This is a genomic window from Lysinibacillus telephonicus (assembly GCF_039654155.1).
GTDB classification, from domain to species: Bacteria; Bacillota; Bacilli; order Bacillales_A; family Planococcaceae; genus Ureibacillus; species Ureibacillus telephonicus.
On the sequence record NZ_CP155468.1, the window covers coordinates 3,144,655 to 3,162,342 of the forward strand.

The following is a 17,688-nucleotide window of genomic DNA, read 5'->3' on the forward strand; positions in this document are numbered from 1 at the left end:
CATCTCTTGAGGAGGATTTTTTATGAATAAACTTCAAAATTTGCAAAGTTATTTACAGCTTCATGAGTATGATGCAGCTTTTATTACTACACCTGATAATGTTTTTTATTTTTCAGGCTTTAAAAGCAACCCTCATGAACGCTTACTTGGTGTGATGATATTCAAGGAGGCAGAACCATTATTAATTTGTCCGCAAATGGAAGTTCCCGATGCTAAAGCTTCTGGCTGGACTTATGAGACAGTTGGACACTTAGATACTGATAACGCATGGGACAAACTTGCAGATGCTGTAAAATCACGTAATGTGGAGATTGCGACTTTAGCGATTGAAAAATCACACTTAACAGTAGAACGTCTAGAAGCATTGCAAGCAGTTTATCCACAAGCAAATTTTGCCCGCCTCGACGGCAAAATAAACGATATGCGTGTAGTTAAAGACGATTCTGAACTAGAGAAAATGCGAGAAGCTGCTAGACTTGCAGACTATGCAATAGAAGTAGGGTGCAAAGAAATTGCAGAAGGGAAAACTGAAATGGAAATTTTAACTGCAATTGAAAATGCCATTAAAGAAAAAGGATGCAGTATGTCGTTTGATACGATGGTCCTTTCAGGACCAAAAACTGCATCTCCACACGGAACACCTGGGAGCCGCAAAATCCAAAAGGGCGATATGATTTTATTCGATTTAGGAGTTATATACGAAGGCTATTGTTCAGATATTACTCGAACTGTTGCTTTTGGTAAACCATCAGAAGAACAAAAATCTATTTACAACACGGTACGCAGCGCAAATGAAAATGCCATTGCAGCAGTTAAACCGGGTGTTAAAGCCATGGATTTAGATAAAATTGCACGCGATACTATAACTGAAGCCGGCTATGGAGAATATTTTACACATAGATTAGGTCACGGTCTTGGAATTTCTGTTCATGAATTCCCATCAGTAACTGGAACGAACGAAATGGAGCTATTACCTGGAATGGTATTTACAATTGAACCAGGTGTTTATAAAGAAGGAGTAACTGGCGTTCGGATTGAAGATGATGTTGTCGTAACCGAGTCAGGTGTTGAAGTATTAACGAAGTTTACAAAAGATTTGGTTGTATTAGGTTAAAATAATAAGGGGATCCAAGTTTTTGGATCCCTTTTAAATAGATTAAACTGCTATTTTAGCCCGGTATTTTGTCATCAGAAGTTGATTTTCTTCCTAGATAGGCTTCTACAATTCTTGGGTCTTCTAATAAGTCCGAAGCTTTGCCTTCGATAATTATTTTCCCTGTTTCCATAACATAGCCATAATCAGCAATTTTCAATGCTTGTTTTGCATTTTGCTCAACAAGAAGAACAGTTGTACCTGCCTCCTTAATTTCCTTAATTATGTTGAAAATTTCTGCGACAATTAATGGAGCAAGACCCATAGAAGGCTCATCTAACAGTAATAATTTTGGCTTAGACAATAAAGCGCGGGCAATTGCCAGCATTTGCTGCTGCCCACCTGATAATGTACCAGCCATCTGAGACTGACGCTCATTTAAGATTGGGAAACGTTGCATTACATGTTCTATTTCATCTTTTACATCTTTATCTTTCCGGTGGTATGCACCCATTTCCAAATTTTCAATAACTGTCATGGTCGATAAAATAGCACGGCCTTCAGGAACTAGTGCAATTCCCTTTCTCAGCAATTGATCAGGTCGCAAGCCTGTTACATTTTCACCTAAAAATTCTACTGTTCCTTTTTTAGGCTTTAATAATCCAGCAATTGTCTTCATTGTAGTGGATTTGCCTGCACCGTTCGCACCAAGAAGTGTAATAATTTTACCTTCATTAACTTCTAAATCTATCCCTTTTAAAGCTTGAATTTGACCATAATAGGTTTCTATATTTGTTAATTTAAGCAATTTCTTCTTCCTCCTCCTTACCGAGGTAGGCTTCAATTACTGCTTCATTCGATTGAATTTCCTCAGGTGTACCCTCTGCCAATTTCTCTCCAAAGTTAAGAACTGTTATTCGGTCACATAGCTTCATAACAAGCGGCATATCATGCTCAATGATTAATACTGTAATACCCATTGATTGCACCATTTTAATTAAATCATATAAACTATCCGTTTCCTTTTCGTTCATTCCTGCTGCTGGTTCATCTAACAGCAATAAACTAGGATTGCTCGCTAATGCACGTGCAATCTCAAGTCTTCGCTGCTGACCATAAGCTAAATTTTCAGCAAAAGTATCCTTAAATTCCAATAAGCCGACTAATTCTAGAAGCTCTTCTGCTTTTTTTGTTAGTTCCTGTTCTTCCTTGCGTTGTGATTTAGTTCGAAAAACACTGCTAAATACACCAGCATTACTGCGGCAATGACCTCCAACCATTACATTTTTCAATGCTGACATTTGTGGAAAGAGGCGAATATTTTGATACGTACGACAAATCCCTTTTTCCGTAATTTTATATGATTTTAAAGCAGTAATATTTTCTCCATTAAAGATAATTTCGCCGGAAGTTGGTTCGAAGATATTAGTAATTAAATTAAACATCGTCGTTTTACCGGCACCGTTTGGACCAATTAAACCGTATATTTCCCCTTCATTGATTGAAAATGTTACATCTTTCAAAGCGTTAATACCGCCAAAGTTTTTTGAGACGTTTTGTATTTTAAGAACCATTAACGTACCCCTCCTTTTGAACGTTTTAACCCTTTGAGTCTATTTAATAGATGAATATCAAAAATACCTTGAGGACGCACCGCCATTAAAATAATCAGTACTATTCCGTAAATGATATATCGATAGTCGCTAATAAAGCGTAATACTTCAGGAACCAGCGTTAAAAATGTTGCTCCAAAAACAGCTCCTAAAATAACTTCACTGCCTCCAAAAACTGTGAAAATTAAAATCTCTACTGCACGGTGGTAGGAAAAATCGGAAGGCGAAATATAACCCATTACATGTGCAAACAATGCACCCGCCAAGCCTGCCAAAAATGCACCTTGTGTGAAAGATAGTACTTTATAATAAGTAATATTTATCCCCATTGACTCAGCAGCTTTTTCATCCATCTGAATCGATGATAATGACCTGCCCACACGCGAATTTTGTTGACGTACTACAAACCAAATGGTTGCTATAACTAAAAGCAGCAGGATAAGAACAATAACCAAATAAACAAATTGGTTGCTTTTAAGTCCAATCATTGCTGGGTCAAATCCAAATCCTTTTGCAAAATTTAATATTTCCCTACCCATTTGCGGAATTCCCGTTAATCCGATAGAACCTTTAGTTAATGATTCCCAGTTAACAAAAATTACACGTATTACTTCACCAAGCCCTAAAGTGGCAATCGCTAGATAAACACCTGAAAGGCGAAGTGATGGTATACCTACTATTATTCCAAGGATGCCAGCAACACAAGCACCTGCTAGAATGCCGATAATAAGTGGGATATCAAAATGAATAGTCAATAGAGCAGATGTATATGCACCAACTCCCATAAAACCGGCACTTCCTAATGATAGCTGCCCAGAGGATAATGGTACATATACACTTATTGCTAGAAGTATATTTATTAGTATAAAAGATAAGATTTGTAAAAAATATGGATTAATTATATCTGCTAACATGAAATCACCTGCCTTCTGCTATCTTCGAACCGAAAATTCCTTGTGGTCTTAATAAAAGGATGAAAATTATCATAATAAATGCAATAGCATCTCGATAACCTGAATCACCAAAAGCAACAAGGAAGGTTTCAGACAAGCCTAGAATTAAACCGCCTGCCATTGCACCTTTAACATTTCCCATTCCGCCTAAAATAATGATAGCAAGTCCTTTTAACCCCATTGACAGACCCATTTGTGGACTGACAGAGTTAAATGCCATTCCTACTAAAATCCCAGCAATTCCACCCATAGCAGAAGCAATAATCACTGTCAAAGTAATAATTTTTTTCGTATCTACACCTAGAATACTAGCAGTTTCTAAATTCTCAGCAGTTGCTCTCAGCGCTTTACCAGCTTTCGTTTTTGAAAGCCAAATAGTCAATCCAATCATTAATAAAATAGAAATAGCAAAAATAACAATTTGTACAAGATAAATTGTTATTGATCCAATTTCTATACTTATTTCTGCAAATGACGATCTAAAAGGTTGATTTCCTGCCCCAAAAATATGATGGGATAAATTTTCAAGTAATATCGATACACCAATCGTGCTTATTAAAGGAGCTAAATGGGAAACACCTTTTTTCCCTCTTAATGGGCGCAGCGTTATACGCTCTAATAAATAACCCAGTATTCCAGTAACAACTATAGATGCAATAAATGCTAACCATAGTGGCCAACCTAACACACTCGTAGTCATAACTCCTACAAATGCCCCAACCATGAAGATTTCACCATGGGCCATATTAATAATTCCTAATACCCCAAATACAAGGGTAAAGCCAAGGGCGACAATTGCATAAATGCTGCCCAGGGTAATCCCGTTAACTAATTGTTCTAGTAGCAAAATCACTCATCCTTTAAAAGCATTATTGTAAATTCAGTTTGTAAAATTAAAATTCTTTTATTAAATACGAGCATACAAGTATGCTCGTATTTTTATAGTTGTATGATTCTAAATCATTCAAATTCAACGAATTTTCCGTCTTTTATTTCTAGAACTGTAACGTCCATTACAACGTCTCCAATTTCATCAAATGAGAAGTTTCCTAATAACCCTTCTAAATCTTTCGTTTCTGCTAAAGCATCTCTGAATACATCACGATCCGCTTCGCCTGCTCTTTTTAATGCATCTGCATAAATGTATAATGCATCATAAGCTTGTGCGGCGAATTGGTCAGGTAATTTTCCAAACTTTGCCTCATACTTTTCATTAAATTCAACTACTTTTGGATCATCAGATTCTCCAAACCATGGTGTACCAACAATTAAACCATTAGCTGCCTCTCCTGCAATTTCGATTGCTTGTGGTGAATTGAATCCATTTCCACCTACGAAAGGTACATCAATACCCATTTTACGAGCTTGGTCCATAATTACTGCACCTTCATTGTATAAAGCAGAAGCTAAAACTAAATCAGGATTTCCATTTTTAATTTTTGTTAATTGAGCGTTGTAATCACTTTGACCTTTTTGGAATGTCTCAGTCGCTACGATTTCAAGACCCATTTCTTTTGCAGTTCTTTCCATTACTTCAAAGCCGCCTTTTGTTACTGCGTCATCATTTCCATAAATTAAGGCAACCTTTTTTGCATTTGTTCTTTCAACAGCTTTTTCCATCGCTGCTGGAATTGCTAAAGATTCTGGAATTGCATTTCTGAATACATAGTCTCCAATTTCAGGGATGCCATCAACTGTTGTAGATGTACCGATAATTGGAATACCGTTTAAATCTGCTTCTGGTGCAACTGCTAAAAATTCTGTACTTAAAGTTGGTCCAATAATTGCAAGAATCTCATCATCATTCATTAATTTTTGTGCTGCTGAAAGTGCTTGGTCAGCCTCTCCTGCTGAATCCTCAATTACTAATTCAATATTTACTTCACCTTGTTCATTTATCTCTTCTTGTGCTAACTTAAGCCCTTGAGTAATTGCTTCTCCGTATGCTGCCCCTGCACCCGTTAAATAAGAAACAACTCCTATTTTTGCAGATAATGTTCCACTTGCTTGCTCTGTATTATCTCCACTTTCACTTTCTGTCCCAGTTTCTGTACTTGTACCGCTGCAAGCTGCAAGTATAAATAACATTAAAACTGTCATAATTCCAATTGTCTTTCTAACTAATACTTTCATTTTAGTCCCCCTAGATTTATACATTTTAATAGAGTAATTCTATTAAATTACATTTTCATGTAAAAGTAAATATAATCTGTCTAAATAATTAATATTTTCTGATAACTCTAGATTATATTAAAATTATTTTTGAATAAAAAAACTACTTGAAGAAGAATTTCCCTTTCAAGTAGTAGAAAATTAAGTGTTCTTATTTCAAAAGATTATCTACTGGTACATAGTCACGTCCTTGATCATCTGCAACAGCTTTGTATACAATATTGCCCTCTAAAGTATTAATTCCCTTTTTCAATGCTTCATTTTCAATACAAGCTTTTTTATACCCTTTATTGGCAATTTGCAATGCATAAGGGACGGTATTATTTGTCAATGCAATTGTTGATGTACGAGGAACTGCACCTGGCATATTGGCAACTGCATAATGCACTACACCGTGCTTTATATATGTTGGATTATCATGTGTCGTCACACGGTCAGTTGTTTCGAAGCTGCCTCCTTGGTCAATTGCAATATCAACAATAACAGAGCCAGGGCGCATTGACTTAACCATCTCCTCTGTAACAAGTTTCGGCGCTTTTGCACCTGGAATTAATACAGAGCCAATTACTAAATCCGAATCCTTTACTGACTCGGCAATGTTATAAGGGTTTGACATCAATGTTTGTACGGAATGTCCAAAAATATCTTCTAATTGGCGAAGTCGCTCTGGATTTAAATCTAATATTGTTACATTTGCTCCCATACCAACTGCAATTCTCGCAGCATTAGTACCTGCCATACCTCCGCCAACAATGGTTACTTTACCACGAGGCACACCAGAAACTCCCCCTAATAAAATTCCTTTGCCACCGTTCATTTTTTCTAAATATTGAGCACCAATTTGTACTGACATTTTACCAGCAACTTCGCTCATAGGAGTTAGTAGTGGCAGTGATCTATTAGGTAATTGAACTGTTTCATAAGCAATACCAATAACTTTGTTGTCTAGTAAAGCTTGTGTTAGTTCCAACTCTGGTGCTAAGTGTAGGTAAGTAAATAGAATTAAACCTTCACGAAAGTATTGATATTCACTTGGAATAGGTTCTTTTACTTTCATAACCATTTCCTGTGACCATGCTTCTTTTGCAGTTTTAACTATAGTTGCACCTGCTGCAAGATAGTCCTCATTTGTAAATGAAGATCCTAAACCAGCGTCAGTTTCGATATAAACTTCATGGCCCGCGCTTATTAGTGAAACAACTCCAGCAGGTGTCATTGCTACACGATTTTCATTATTTTTTATTTCTTTAGGTACTCCTATTTTCATTGTTATTTCTCTCCCTGTTGTTAAATTTTTTAGTTTTTTACTCAATTAATTCTATAATACCAATTATTCTGAAAATTGATAGTTGCAAAAATCAAGTCACCTCGAAAGAAATTAAAAAAAAATAAAATGTAAGAAATAGGCAGAGTATTTTGTTAACAAATAGATTTTTCCCTCTAAAATTTTAATCTATTCATTTTTATTAAGTTAACGAAAGACGTAATATGGAGACTATTTATAAAAATTACAAAATTATGTATTTATTTAGAATACTTTGTGAAACATTTACATATTTTTGTAAAATTACATTTGATTTAAATTACTGTTTGATATAATAAAAGCAAATAAAAAGGAGGAATTAAAATGACTGAATATAAAAGTATCGTAGTAGCTGTAGATGGTTCAAAAGAAGCTGAATATGCATTTAAGAAATCAATCGAGATTGCCAAAAGAAATAACGATGCAAAACTAAACTTGGTAAACGTTATTGACACTCGTTCTTTTGCTTCTATCGAGGCTTACGATCGTTCTATTGCAGAGCGTGCTCAAAAATTTTCCGAAGAGCTTTTAGATGGCTATAAAAAACAAGCTGAAACTGCTGGTGTTAAAAATGTAAACGCTATTATAGAGTATGGTTCACCAAAAACTATTATTACAAAAGAGTTATCTAAAGTAGTAGACGCTGATTTAATTGTTTGTGGTGCAACAGGTTTAAATGCCGTAGAACGATTCCTTATTGGTTCAGTATCAGAAGCAATTGTACGTTCCTCAAAATGCGACGTATTGGTAGTTCGTACACCTGAATAATTTAATCATTTTGTAACTTATAAGCGTAATTTGACTTAAATTCTATTAAAATCAGAGAGTGCTATTTAGCTCTCTGATTTTTTTTTATCATTTTTTTGTTATATTAGTAGAATAATAATTTTAATTATGGTAAAACAATTAAGGTTATTCCTCTTTAGCTACTTGATAGATTCATTAGTTAAAAATTTACTTTGTAAGGAAAGAGTTGTTTTGAATAGAATTGCATATTTTGATAACGCAAAAGCCATCTTAATTTTTCTAGTAGTAGTTGGCCATATGTTGTCTAAGTTTTTACACAATGATCATCTCATTGATAGTATTTACTTATTTATTTATATGTTTCACATGCCGGCTTTTATATTAATTTCCGGATACTTTTCTAAAAAGGTATATGAGCCAGGATATATATCTAAACTCGTAAGAAAATTAATACTGCCATATGCTCTTTTACAAGTTGGATATAGCTTATACTATTACTTTATCTTCGATGATACGATTAGTCTTAGTTTCTTTATCCCGCGTTGGGCTCTATGGTTTTTAATAAGCTTAATCCTTTGGAATATATTGCTTTACTTCTTTGGAAAAATTAAATACGGGTTGCCGCTTGCTATAATCATTTCATTACTAATTGGTTATGATGCATATGTTGGTGAATTTTTAAGTATCTCAAGAACGTTTTTCTTCTTCCCCTTCTTCTTGATGGGATATTATCTTCAAAAAAATCATTTTGAGAAATTAAAAACACGTACCAACACTATCATTGGAGCTTTACTTGCTGTTTTACTGTTTGTTGTAATTTATTTCTTTGTACCGATAGACTTTAGTCAATGGTTACTTGGCAAAAGATCCTATGATGAGATGACATTCTCCTTGCTGCAATTTGCTTGGGCTAATCGTTTCGTTGCATATATTGGAATGGCAGCTGCAACTTATATGTTTTTAGCACTTGTTCCAAGAAGAGAAGTATTTTTTACATCAATTGGAAAAAACACTATGTCGATCTATTTATTGCATATGGCCCTAGTTCGAATTTTTGAAGCATCCTCATTAAAAACCTTTATTGAGGATAAAAATCAATATTGGATTGTTTTCATTATTGGTTTAGTGATTGTATATATTTTATCTAGACCAGCCATTGTAAAAATCGTATATAAAGTTTGTAAGGTGAAATAAGAAAAGCGCAAGCGCCCTGTTTAGCCCCGACAAGAACGCCACGTCCTGTGGCATTGTCGGCACTTGTACATCCCTGTACGTCGGAGGATCCGAATCGAAGGCATCTTTGCAGCTTTCGACCGAGGGGCTGGGCGCTGGAGCTAGACATTATTACTTTCTTATTCAGTAAAAAAGCAGGGACTATATCAGAAATTTGAATTTCTGAAAAGTCCCTGCTCTTTTATTTATTTGTTTTTCTTCCACACTTGCACCTTTTCAAAAAACATCGATAATGCTTGTTTATTGGACATGTTTGGAACTTTCGCTAATAGCACTTCACGTGGTGCTCTTAAGGTTTTACTTTGTTTTTGTATAATAAGTAAACTTTTTTCATGTGCCTTTGAAGCAAATAAATTTTCTGGTAGCTGAATGACTGCTTGAATCCAGGCATGCTTTTTTAAGAATTTATGTAAATCCTTTGCTTGCTCTGTTTCAAATAAATTGGCTGGTATTAGAAGGAATAAGTAGCCGCCATCTTTAGTATGATTCATTGATTGTTCAATAAATAGATGGTGAGCATAGCTCATCCCTTCATGTGCGCATAATTCATAATCAAGCGCTACTTCTTCATTCGGGTAATATCCAACTGGCAGATCACAAACAACTGCATCTACAGGATCCACTAGCATTTTTTGCAGTGCATCTTGATGATAAAGTACTACTGGCTGTTCAATTAATTCAGCAGTATCTGCAGCTAACCTAATGAGCAACTCATCCACCTCAATACCAGTTGCTGAAACCTTCCCATCAAGTAAGTTCATTACAGTAAGCAGTAAATTTCCTGTTCCTAAAGCGGGATCCAATACAGATAATTGGCTATTTTTTAATTGATCTTCATAAAATTGCTCAACAAAGTAGCCAACTAAAATACCTAGTGTATCAGGGGTCATTTGATGATTTGGCTGTGAAGTTTTTCGCATACCCTTTAAAATAGCAATTTGGATAGCTTTTCGAATTTCTTCTTTTGAAGCGTCTTTTCCTATCCATGTATCTTTTTCATCGAGTATGTTCTCTAAAGATTGTAAAACACCCTCTAAAAAAGAAATGCTTTCACTTTGTTCATATTTTTCTGCTTTCTCATTAATATACGAAAATATTTGCTCAAACTTTTCCATAATAAACTCCTTTTTAAATGAACAACCCACTCAGAAATTGAGTGGGTCAACATTTATAAATCAATTACGCCTTAGCGAAATTTCACCTGTCGCTTGAGTACAGCTATATGTGTCCGGATTTTGAGTCATTTCCTCTACTAAATCCGTTGCATCCGCTGGAGGCTTTATCTTCATTCGGTCATTAGTGATTCACCAAATAAAAATAAACATCAAATTTGTTTGACATAACGACACTATCTTATATTACTATAATAAATTACGAAAGTTAAACAATATTATTTCGCTAATTCAGCTTTAACAGCTTCAATTGCAGCTTCATAATTCGGATGACTTGTACCTTCTGGAACATACTCTACATATGTAACCGTACCTTCTTTATCAATAACAAATACTGCACGTGCAAGTAGACGGTATTCTTTCATATGCACACCATAAGCTTCTCCAAATGATAAATCACGGTGATCTGATACAGTATTTACTCCATCAATGCCTGCTGCTGCACACCATCTTTTTTGTGCAAAAGGCAAGTCAACAGATACTGTATAAAATGCTACATCTCCACCTAAGCTTGATACTTCTTCATTGAATCTACGTGTCTCAGCATCACACACACCTGTATCTAATGAAGGAACAGAAGCAATTAAACGGACTTTTCCCTCAGAATCCTTTAAGCTAACTTCCGATAAATCGTTTGCTAATACAGTAAAGTCTGGTGCTTTATCCCCTACTTTTACTTCATTTCCTACTAGTGTTACAGGACTATTTTTAAATGTTACTTGAGCCATTATGAAAACCTCCTTTTATTATCTAATCTTACTAAAGATATTTCCATTTTTGCAAATAACTTATCTTACAATATTTAACGTGAAACCACTTAATAAAAATAGCGCTTAAAGCAGGGCCATGAACTTCAGACAAAAGCAATATTTGTGCTGTAATTTTCTCTTACTTAATAATTACATTGATGGTGTGATAGAGTTTTCCGATCCGTAATCTTCTGCTCTCTCTGTAATAACTTCCTTTTTATTTTTCATATATACCTTTTCATGTACAACAATTGTGTCAGCAATTATATCTTGCAATCCATTATTTTTCGGCATAAATGCAACCATTATATAAATAATGGTGATTGTATTACAAATAAAACGGCCAATTATTTCACGGAATAAGACTGTCAACCAGTCCAACTTCTCACCATCTACCCGTTTCACTTTAATGCCAAAAATCATTTTCCCAACTGTTTGTTGCCAAATCTTTGTTGTAATAACGAAATAGCTGTAATAGAATACCGCTGAAATAATCGTCATTGGGGCATACCAGTTTGATTCTGATAAACTCCAGTCAAAAAGGTGGAAAATTGGTTTTACTAATATACCCACTATTGCACTTACAATTAATGAATCAAAAGCAAAAGCCCAAAATCTTATCCAAAAACCAGCCGTTTTTTCTTCATAATGATCCACAATTGTTTTTGTAGTATGTTGTTCTAGTTCCAGAGAGGATTCTTCACTTGTTTCAATATCATTAACATTTGAGTCTCCATTTTCTAAATGTGACATCTAATCCCCTCCTTAATATTCACCATATAAGTACATCATTCTAGGTACTTCATTTGACGCCATTAACTTTTTGATTAATTGCTCCTCAGCTGAAAGTCCGAAGAACGAACCGATCTTAACTCCTAGTAATGATGTAAAGTCTCCATAGCTAGTGTCGTACTCAAATAACTCTGCATCTTCTAAACCATAATCTGCACGAATTGATGCAATTGTTTCCTCAAGGCCGCCAAGTTCATCAACAAGTCCTGCTTTTACAGCTTGAGAACCACCTAAAATTCTTCCGTCTGCCACTTTTTTCACATCCGCTTCAGACATTCCTCTACCTTGTTCAACTACATCAACAAACGCCTCATAAGACTCGTTTATCATTTCCTGAACCATAGCTTTTTCTTCTTCTGTTGTTTCTCTTGTACCGCCAAACATATCCTTATGTTCGCCGGATTTAATTGTTTCAAATTTAATTCCAACCTTATCGGCTAATTCCGCGAAATTATAACTTTGCATAATAACACCTATTGAGCCGGTAATTGTTTCACGATGTGCAAATATTTTATCTGCTGGTGCTGATATGTAATAACCTCCTGAAGCAGCATATGAACCCATTGAAACATAAATCGGAATATTTCTTTGTTCTTTAATTTCAACCAGTTTATCGTGAATTTCAGCTGATTCAATAACACCGCCGCCTGGTGAATTAACTTCTAGTACAACAGCTTGAATTGTGTCATCATATAAAATATTTTCTAATTGAGCTAAGAAAGCCTGATGGTCATATTCAACCGTACTCCATGCAGTGCTTGAACCAATATCCTGTATTGTTCCGTCTACTGATAGTAAAGCAATTCGCTGATCAAAGTCTCCTGGTTCTAATACCGTTTCAAACATTTCTGTTTCTGTACTGATTAGACTATCAAAATCACTAAAGAAATTTGTTTTTAGCATAGTAAAAACGGTGTTAATACCAATTGAAAAAACAAGTAAAACTACTGCAAATCCTAAAGCAAGCCATCTTTTTGTATTCATTTAATAATTCCTCCTCCATCCATACATACGTATTTGTTAACCATTTGTTTCAAAAAATTTCATCTTTTTTTAAATTTTACTTAAAAGAGTTCATAAAAAAGCTATGTATTGTAGATTTCAAGTGATTCTACGTAGTATTTGCAATGAAAACTTCTTTTTATAATTCTCTATAAAATATTAACAAAAACCACTTCATTTTGCTTACGCAATGGTTTATCCCTTAAATACAATACAAAAAAGACTAAAAAGTTAGTTATTAACCACTTTTTAGCCTCTTTATTTCGACATTATTCCCTAGGAAATAATGAAAGAATTTTTATTTTATTGATGAATTTCCTTACTTAGCTCCTTTTGACGCAGCTCAATTCTTCTAATTTTTCCGGATGATGTTTTCGGTAATTCATCGATAAACTCGATTGCTCTTGGATATTTATAAGGAGCAGTAATCGTTTTTACATGATCCTGTAATTCTTTAATTATAGTAGGACTCGATTTTAACAGAGGGTCTCTTAAAACGACGAATGCTTTAACGATATTGCCTCTAATCTCATCTGGACTTGCAACTACCGCGCATTCTTTTACTGCTGGATGTTTTACTAGGGCATCCTCTACTTCGAACGGACCAATTGTATAACCTGAAGAAATGATAATATCATCTCCACGTCCTTCAAACCAAAAATAACCGTCTTCATCCTTATATGCACGATCTCCTGTTAAGAACCATTCACCACGATATTGACTTTTAGTACGCTCTTCCTCTTTTAAATAGCCTTTAAATAAAGCTGGTGTTGAAGAGTGAACAGCAATATCGCCTACTTCACCTGGTTTAGTCGGTTCACCTAGGTCATTAATTACCTCTACTATATTGCCCGGCGTTGGTTTACCCATTGAACCTGGTTTTGGTTTCATATCAATTAATGTACCGACTAACAATGTATTTTCCGTTTGTCCATATCCATCTCGAACTTGAAGAGAAAATACTTCTAAAAATTTATTGATTACTTCACTGTTCAACGGTTCTCCAGCTGATACTGCACTTTTAATGCTGGATAAGTCATATTGTGATAGTTGATCAACCTTTGCCATTAAACGATATTCAGTTGGTGTACAACACAATACGTTTATTTGATAATCTTGCAGCATTTGAAGATATTCTTGCGGCTCAAACCGTCCAATATGAACAAATGCTGTCGCACCGCTTCCCAAAGTTGCTAAGAAAGGACTCCAAATCCACTTTTGCCAGCCAGGAGCTGCAGTTGCCCAAACAATATCACCTTCTTCTACACCTAACCAATGTGCAGCAGTTGTACGTAAATGAGCATATCCCCAACCGTGTGAATGAACTACACCTTTTGGATTCCCCGTTGTTCCACTTGTATAAGATAAAAATGCGATATCAGAATTTTTCGTTCCAACACCCTCAAATTCATCCGATAAATTATCTAAATTATTGTTAATTGAAATCCACTGTTCTTGTGATTCTCCATATACAAAAAGTTTTAATCCACCTAAATTTTGCACATCATCGAATTGTGCAATTTCGTTTTCAAATGCGACAATTGCCTTTGCATTAGAGTGGGATATACGATAATCAATATCCTTCGCTCTTAACATTTCAGAACTCGGGATAATTGTTAGTCCTGCTTTTAACGCTCCGATGTATGTAATATATGCTTCTTCTGAGCGTGGTACCATTATTAGTATGACATCACCTTTTTTTAGTCCATTACTTTTAAATAAATTAGCAATTTTATTTGCTTTTTTAATTAAATCCGAATACGATATTCTTTTTATTTCTCCGTTTTCTTGATGAATTATTAATGCGATTTTCTTATCAGTTCTAGCATATTTTTCAATCTCATCTACTATATTGTAATTCTCAGGAGCTAATAAATCTTCTCTTTTCATCATAATCCCCCTTCGAGTATCTATTTAGATACATTATTCTAATTATAATTATATTCATTTAAAATATCAAAATATTCCTCGAAAGAGAGTTAATTTCGTATTAAGTGCAAATTTACCATAAAAAATAGATAATAAATGCTCATACTAAGTATAAAAAAACATATTAAAAAGCTAGCAGCATAAATGCTACTAGCCCTATTTTAATTCTTATTGGCCAGATGTACCACGTAATTGTGATTCAGCCATTTGTACAAGACGTTTAGTAATTTCTCCTCCGACTGACCCGTTTGCACGAGAAGACGCTTCAGGTCCGAGTTGAACACCAAACTCTTGCGCGATTTCATATTTCATTTGATCTAATGCTTGCTCAGCACCAGGTACTGTAAGCTTGTTTCTTCCGCTGTTGTTTGAAGCCATGTCTCTCACCTCCTTGTGCATATAGAATGTGCGATATCAGATTTTTAATACACAAAAGGTGAGAGGTAAATTGTTCTAGTTCTTTTCAAATCTTGGCTATAATAGATCTTCAAATTTATCTTTTTTCTTCTGTTCCGGGAACTTGTAAACTTCACGATTTCGTACTGCACGTTCAATCAATTCATCAAATTCAGTAAAGCTTTCATAGTAGTTTACTTTTTCAACTTTCGGTTTTGTTTTCGGATTTGCAGGTGTAAAGATTGTACAACAATCCTCATATGGTCGAATAGATGTTTCATACGTCCCAATTTGCTCTGCTATATCAATAATTTCAAGTTTGTCGAATGCGATAAGCGGTCTTAATATTGGTGTATTTGTTACATCATTTATAGCTGTTAAGCTCTCTAATGTTTGGCTCGCAACTTGTCCTAAACTTTCGCCTGTAACAATTCCCAGTGCACCAATATCTTCTCTTACTTTATCAGCAATACGCATCATCAATCTTCTTGTGGTTGTCATAATTGTATTAGCTGGTACTCGTTCCTTGATAAGGACTTGTATTTCTGTGAATGGAATGACATGAAGCCGAATGTTTGCACCGAATTTCGTTAATTCATTTGCTAAATCTTTCACCTTTTGCAATGAATTATCACTTGTATAAGGTGGACTAAAGAAATGGATTGCCTCTAAACGTACTCCACGCTTCATTAGCAGATAACCAGCAACAGGACTATCAATTCCTCCTGATAACATAAGAAGCGATTTGCCGTTTGAACCAACAGGCATTCCACCTGCACCTTGAATAATTTGTGCCATCATATAGATTGCATCTTTTCGCACCTCTACACGCAGCTCTACATCCGGTTTTTTCACATTCACTGAAATATTTGGGTTTTTACTTAGTACAGCGCCGCCAATTTCACGTTGAAGTTCATGAGATTCTAAAGGAAATGATTTATCTGAACGACGAACTTCCACTTTAAATGTGATTTGTCGATCTTTAAATTGTTCCATCACAGTTAACGCTAACTTTTTCATGTCCTCTAAATTTTTTTCACAAATTGCAACTGGACTAAATGATTGAATCCCAAATACTTTTGGCAATCTTTCCATCAAAACATCGTATTGTTCTTCATTCTCTATTTCTATATGCATTCGATCTCGCTCAGTTAAGATATTGAGCTGCCCGATATCTGAAAATGTATGGCGAATATTTGTGCGAAGTCTACTAATAAAATCCTTTTTATTTCTACCTTTTGTAGAAAGTTCTCCATAGCGGATTAAAATCTCTTTCCAAATCATTAATAATTTTCTCCTTTTAACTCTTTCATAATGCTTGTGAAAGCTTTTTTAAATTCATCAATATCCTCATCTGTATTTAAAGCACCGAAACTTAATCGAATAACTCCTTTTTTAAAGGGCTGATCAATTTTTAATGCTTCTACTACATGGCTTGTTTTCTTTTGTCTAGATGAACAAGCACTTGAAGTAGATACAATGATTCCTCTATTTTGTAATGCATTAATTAGTATTTCTCCTTTTAAATCTTTAACACTAAAGGATAATATGTGTGGTGCACCATTTTTCGTCGATAATAAATGAATATTATCACCGAATTCCGTTAAAAATTTAATTAAGTCATTATGCCATTTTCGATATTTATCCATGTTTTTTTCTAATTGTTCTGTAGCGATTCGAGAAGCTTTTGCCAATGCAACAGCTTGGGGAACTGCAACTGTTCCACTGCGTAATCCACTTTCTTGTCCACCGCCAAGCAGCAGTGGAATAATATTCATTTTTTTTCTAAATGCAATTACTCCAGAGCCTTTTAAACCATGAATTTTATGACCAGAGATAGAAATGATATCAGGACCTGCGTCTGCATTAAAATAAATAGGAAGTTTACCAAAGCTTTGGACAGCATCAACATGAAATACTGCACGACTATTTTCATGAATAATTTTTGCAGCCTGTTCAATTGGTTGTATTGCACCAATTTCATTGTTTACGTGCATAATACTCACAAGAACAGTATCTTTTCTAATTTTTTGCTGAAGTTCTTCCAGGGAGATTACACCAGTTTCATCAACTTGCAAATAATCAACTTCATAACCATCCTTTTGTAATGCTTTAATTGCTTCTAATATGGACGGATGTTCAATTTCAGTTGTAATTATATGTTTCCCTCTATGAGTATTTGCTTTTGGAACGCCAAATATTGCAAAGTTATTTGACTCAGTTCCTCCTGCTGTAAAGAGAACGTACTTATCTTCAGTATGAAGAATTTTTGCTATTTGACTGCGAGCTCGATCCAGCAATGTATTAGCATCAACACCAGCTTCGTGAATAGAAGCTGGGTTGGCATAAAAAGATTCATTTACCTGAACAAATGTATCTAAAACCTCTTTATGTGGTTTTGTTGTAGCACTGTTGTCTAAATAGATCATTGGTATCCTACTTTCTTTTTTACTTTATAAGGATGGGGCCGTCCAAAAAATTATGGGATGTCTCCCTTTGCACAAAGATGACGATATTTCCGGCCATTCCAAGAA

At 34.9% G+C, this 17,688-nt stretch carries 17 protein-coding genes; 3 read left to right on the plus strand and 14 right to left on the minus strand.

Translation table 11 applies throughout. The features are described from left to right. Window positions 1-22: 22 nt before the first annotated feature. Window positions 23-1,114: a Xaa-Pro peptidase family protein gene (locus MKY04_RS15160; protein WP_346234660.1), complete on the plus strand. Its 1,092-nt coding sequence runs from the start codon at window positions 23-25 to the stop codon at window positions 1,112-1,114. A 55-nt stretch (window positions 1,115-1,169) separates the two neighbouring features. On the opposite strand, the gene MKY04_RS15165 is transcribed toward MKY04_RS15160, so the two are convergent. From MKY04_RS15165 to ald, 6 genes are all read right to left on the minus strand, one after another. After that, on the minus strand, window positions 1,170-1,901 hold the full coding sequence (locus tag MKY04_RS15165; RefSeq protein ID WP_346234661.1) for an ABC transporter ATP-binding protein: 732 nt from the start codon (window positions 1,899-1,901) through the stop codon (window positions 1,170-1,172). Continuing rightward, on the minus strand, window positions 1,894-2,667 hold the full coding sequence (locus tag MKY04_RS15170; protein WP_126294635.1) for an ABC transporter ATP-binding protein: 774 nt from the start codon (window positions 2,665-2,667) through the stop codon (window positions 1,894-1,896). Before MKY04_RS15170 ends, MKY04_RS15165 begins: the two co-directional genes overlap by 8 nt. Then, complete coding sequence (locus MKY04_RS15175) at window positions 2,667-3,620, minus strand: branched-chain amino acid ABC transporter permease (RefSeq protein ID WP_126294634.1); 954 nt, start codon at window positions 3,618-3,620, stop codon at window positions 2,667-2,669. The genes MKY04_RS15170 and MKY04_RS15175 overlap by 1 nt, the downstream gene beginning before the upstream one ends. A 4-nt stretch (window positions 3,621-3,624) precedes the next feature. Beyond that, window positions 3,625-4,506: a branched-chain amino acid ABC transporter permease gene (locus MKY04_RS15180; RefSeq protein ID WP_126294633.1), complete on the minus strand. Its 882-nt coding sequence runs from the start codon at window positions 4,504-4,506 to the stop codon at window positions 3,625-3,627. 113 nt (window positions 4,507-4,619) lie between these two features. Further along, window positions 4,620-5,792: an ABC transporter substrate-binding protein gene (locus tag MKY04_RS15185; RefSeq protein ID WP_126294632.1), complete on the minus strand. Its 1,173-nt coding sequence runs from the start codon at window positions 5,790-5,792 to the stop codon at window positions 4,620-4,622. A 190-nt stretch (window positions 5,793-5,982) separates the two neighbouring features. Further along, the gene (ald, locus tag MKY04_RS15190; protein ID WP_126294631.1) at window positions 5,983-7,098 is read right to left on the minus strand and encodes an alanine dehydrogenase; all 1,116 of its coding nucleotides are present in this window, start codon (window positions 7,096-7,098) and stop codon (window positions 5,983-5,985) included. A 360-nt stretch (window positions 7,099-7,458) separates the two neighbouring features. On the opposite strand from ald, the gene MKY04_RS15195 reads away from it, so the two are divergent. Together MKY04_RS15195 and MKY04_RS15200 are read left to right on the plus strand one after the other, a co-directional pair. Beyond that, window positions 7,459-7,902 (plus strand): universal stress protein, encoded by a 444-nt coding sequence (locus MKY04_RS15195; protein WP_126294630.1) that lies wholly within the window; start codon window positions 7,459-7,461, stop codon window positions 7,900-7,902. Window positions 7,903-8,112: 210 nt separating this feature from the next. Beyond that, the gene (locus MKY04_RS15200; protein ID WP_185807736.1) at window positions 8,113-9,075 is read left to right on the plus strand and encodes an acyltransferase family protein; all 963 of its coding nucleotides are present in this window, start codon (window positions 8,113-8,115) and stop codon (window positions 9,073-9,075) included. 224 nt (window positions 9,076-9,299) lie between these two features. Here the strand turns inward: MKY04_RS15200 and MKY04_RS15205 are convergent, their stop codons facing one another. From MKY04_RS15205 to MKY04_RS15240, 8 genes are all read right to left on the minus strand, one after another. After that, window positions 9,300-10,229 carry a class I SAM-dependent methyltransferase gene (locus tag MKY04_RS15205; protein ID WP_126294628.1) on the minus strand — a complete coding sequence of 310 codons (930 nt, stop codon included), beginning with the start codon at window positions 10,227-10,229 and terminating at the stop codon, window positions 9,300-9,302. 275 nt (window positions 10,230-10,504) lie between these two features. Beyond that, window positions 10,505-11,014 (minus strand): thiol peroxidase, encoded by a 510-nt coding sequence (gene tpx, locus MKY04_RS15210; protein WP_126294627.1) that lies wholly within the window; start codon window positions 11,012-11,014, stop codon window positions 10,505-10,507. Between the two features lie 171 nt (window positions 11,015-11,185). After that, window positions 11,186-11,788: an RDD family protein gene (locus MKY04_RS15215; protein ID WP_126294626.1), complete on the minus strand. Its 603-nt coding sequence runs from the start codon at window positions 11,786-11,788 to the stop codon at window positions 11,186-11,188. Window positions 11,789-11,800: 12 nt separating this feature from the next. After that, window positions 11,801-12,811 (minus strand): signal peptide peptidase SppA, encoded by a 1,011-nt coding sequence (gene sppA, locus MKY04_RS15220; protein ID WP_126294625.1) that lies wholly within the window; start codon window positions 12,809-12,811, stop codon window positions 11,801-11,803. Between the two features lie 321 nt (window positions 12,812-13,132). Beyond that, window positions 13,133-14,719: an acyl-CoA synthetase MbcS gene (gene mbcS / locus MKY04_RS15225; protein WP_126294624.1), complete on the minus strand. Its 1,587-nt coding sequence runs from the start codon at window positions 14,717-14,719 to the stop codon at window positions 13,133-13,135. 207 nt (window positions 14,720-14,926) lie between these two features. After that, a complete protein-coding gene (locus MKY04_RS15230; RefSeq protein ID WP_126294623.1) occupies window positions 14,927-15,136 on the minus strand; it encodes an alpha/beta-type small acid-soluble spore protein in 210 nt (69 codons plus the stop codon). Between the two features lie 96 nt (window positions 15,137-15,232). Further along, entirely contained in the window at window positions 15,233-16,438 is a 1,206-nt protein-coding gene (thiI, locus tag MKY04_RS15235; RefSeq protein ID WP_346234662.1) for a tRNA uracil 4-sulfurtransferase ThiI, read from the minus strand. After that, complete coding sequence (locus MKY04_RS15240) at window positions 16,438-17,583, minus strand: cysteine desulfurase family protein (protein WP_346234663.1); 1,146 nt, start codon at window positions 17,581-17,583, stop codon at window positions 16,438-16,440. The genes thiI and MKY04_RS15240 overlap by 1 nt, the downstream gene beginning before the upstream one ends. Between the last annotated feature and the right edge of the window lie 105 nt (window positions 17,584-17,688).

Coding starts and splice junctions, on each gene's coding strand:
- MKY04_RS15160 (WP_346234660.1), top strand. CDS start 23: ATGAATAAACTTCAAAATTTGCAAAGTTATTTACAGCTTCATGAGTAT.
- MKY04_RS15170 (WP_126294635.1), bottom strand. CDS start 2,667: ATGGTTCTTAAAATACAAAACGTCTCAAAAAACTTTGGCGGTATTAAC.
- MKY04_RS15175 (WP_126294634.1), bottom strand. CDS start 3,620: ATGTTAGCAGATATAATTAATCCATATTTTTTACAAATCTTATCTTTT.
- MKY04_RS15185 (WP_126294632.1), bottom strand. CDS start 5,792: ATGAAAGTATTAGTTAGAAAGACAATTGGAATTATGACAGTTTTAATG.
- ald (WP_126294631.1), bottom strand. CDS start 7,098: ATGAAAATAGGAGTACCTAAAGAAATAAAAAATAATGAAAATCGTGTA.
- MKY04_RS15195 (WP_126294630.1), top strand. CDS start 7,459: ATGACTGAATATAAAAGTATCGTAGTAGCTGTAGATGGTTCAAAAGAA.
- MKY04_RS15205 (WP_126294628.1), bottom strand. CDS start 10,229: ATGGAAAAGTTTGAGCAAATATTTTCGTATATTAATGAGAAAGCAGAA.
- tpx (WP_126294627.1), bottom strand. CDS start 11,014: ATGGCTCAAGTAACATTTAAAAATAGTCCTGTAACACTAGTAGGAAAT.
- MKY04_RS15215 (WP_126294626.1), bottom strand. CDS start 11,788: ATGTCACATTTAGAAAATGGAGACTCAAATGTTAATGATATTGAAACA.
- sppA (WP_126294625.1), bottom strand. CDS start 12,811: ATGAATACAAAAAGATGGCTTGCTTTAGGATTTGCAGTAGTTTTACTT.
- mbcS (WP_126294624.1), bottom strand. CDS start 14,719: ATGAAAAGAGAAGATTTATTAGCTCCTGAGAATTACAATATAGTAGAT.
- MKY04_RS15230 (WP_126294623.1), bottom strand. CDS start 15,136: ATGGCTTCAAACAACAGCGGAAGAAACAAGCTTACAGTACCTGGTGCT.
- thiI (WP_346234662.1), bottom strand. CDS start 16,438: ATGATTTGGAAAGAGATTTTAATCCGCTATGGAGAACTTTCTACAAAA.
- MKY04_RS15240 (WP_346234663.1), bottom strand. CDS start 17,583: ATGATCTATTTAGACAACAGTGCTACAACAAAACCACATAAAGAGGTT.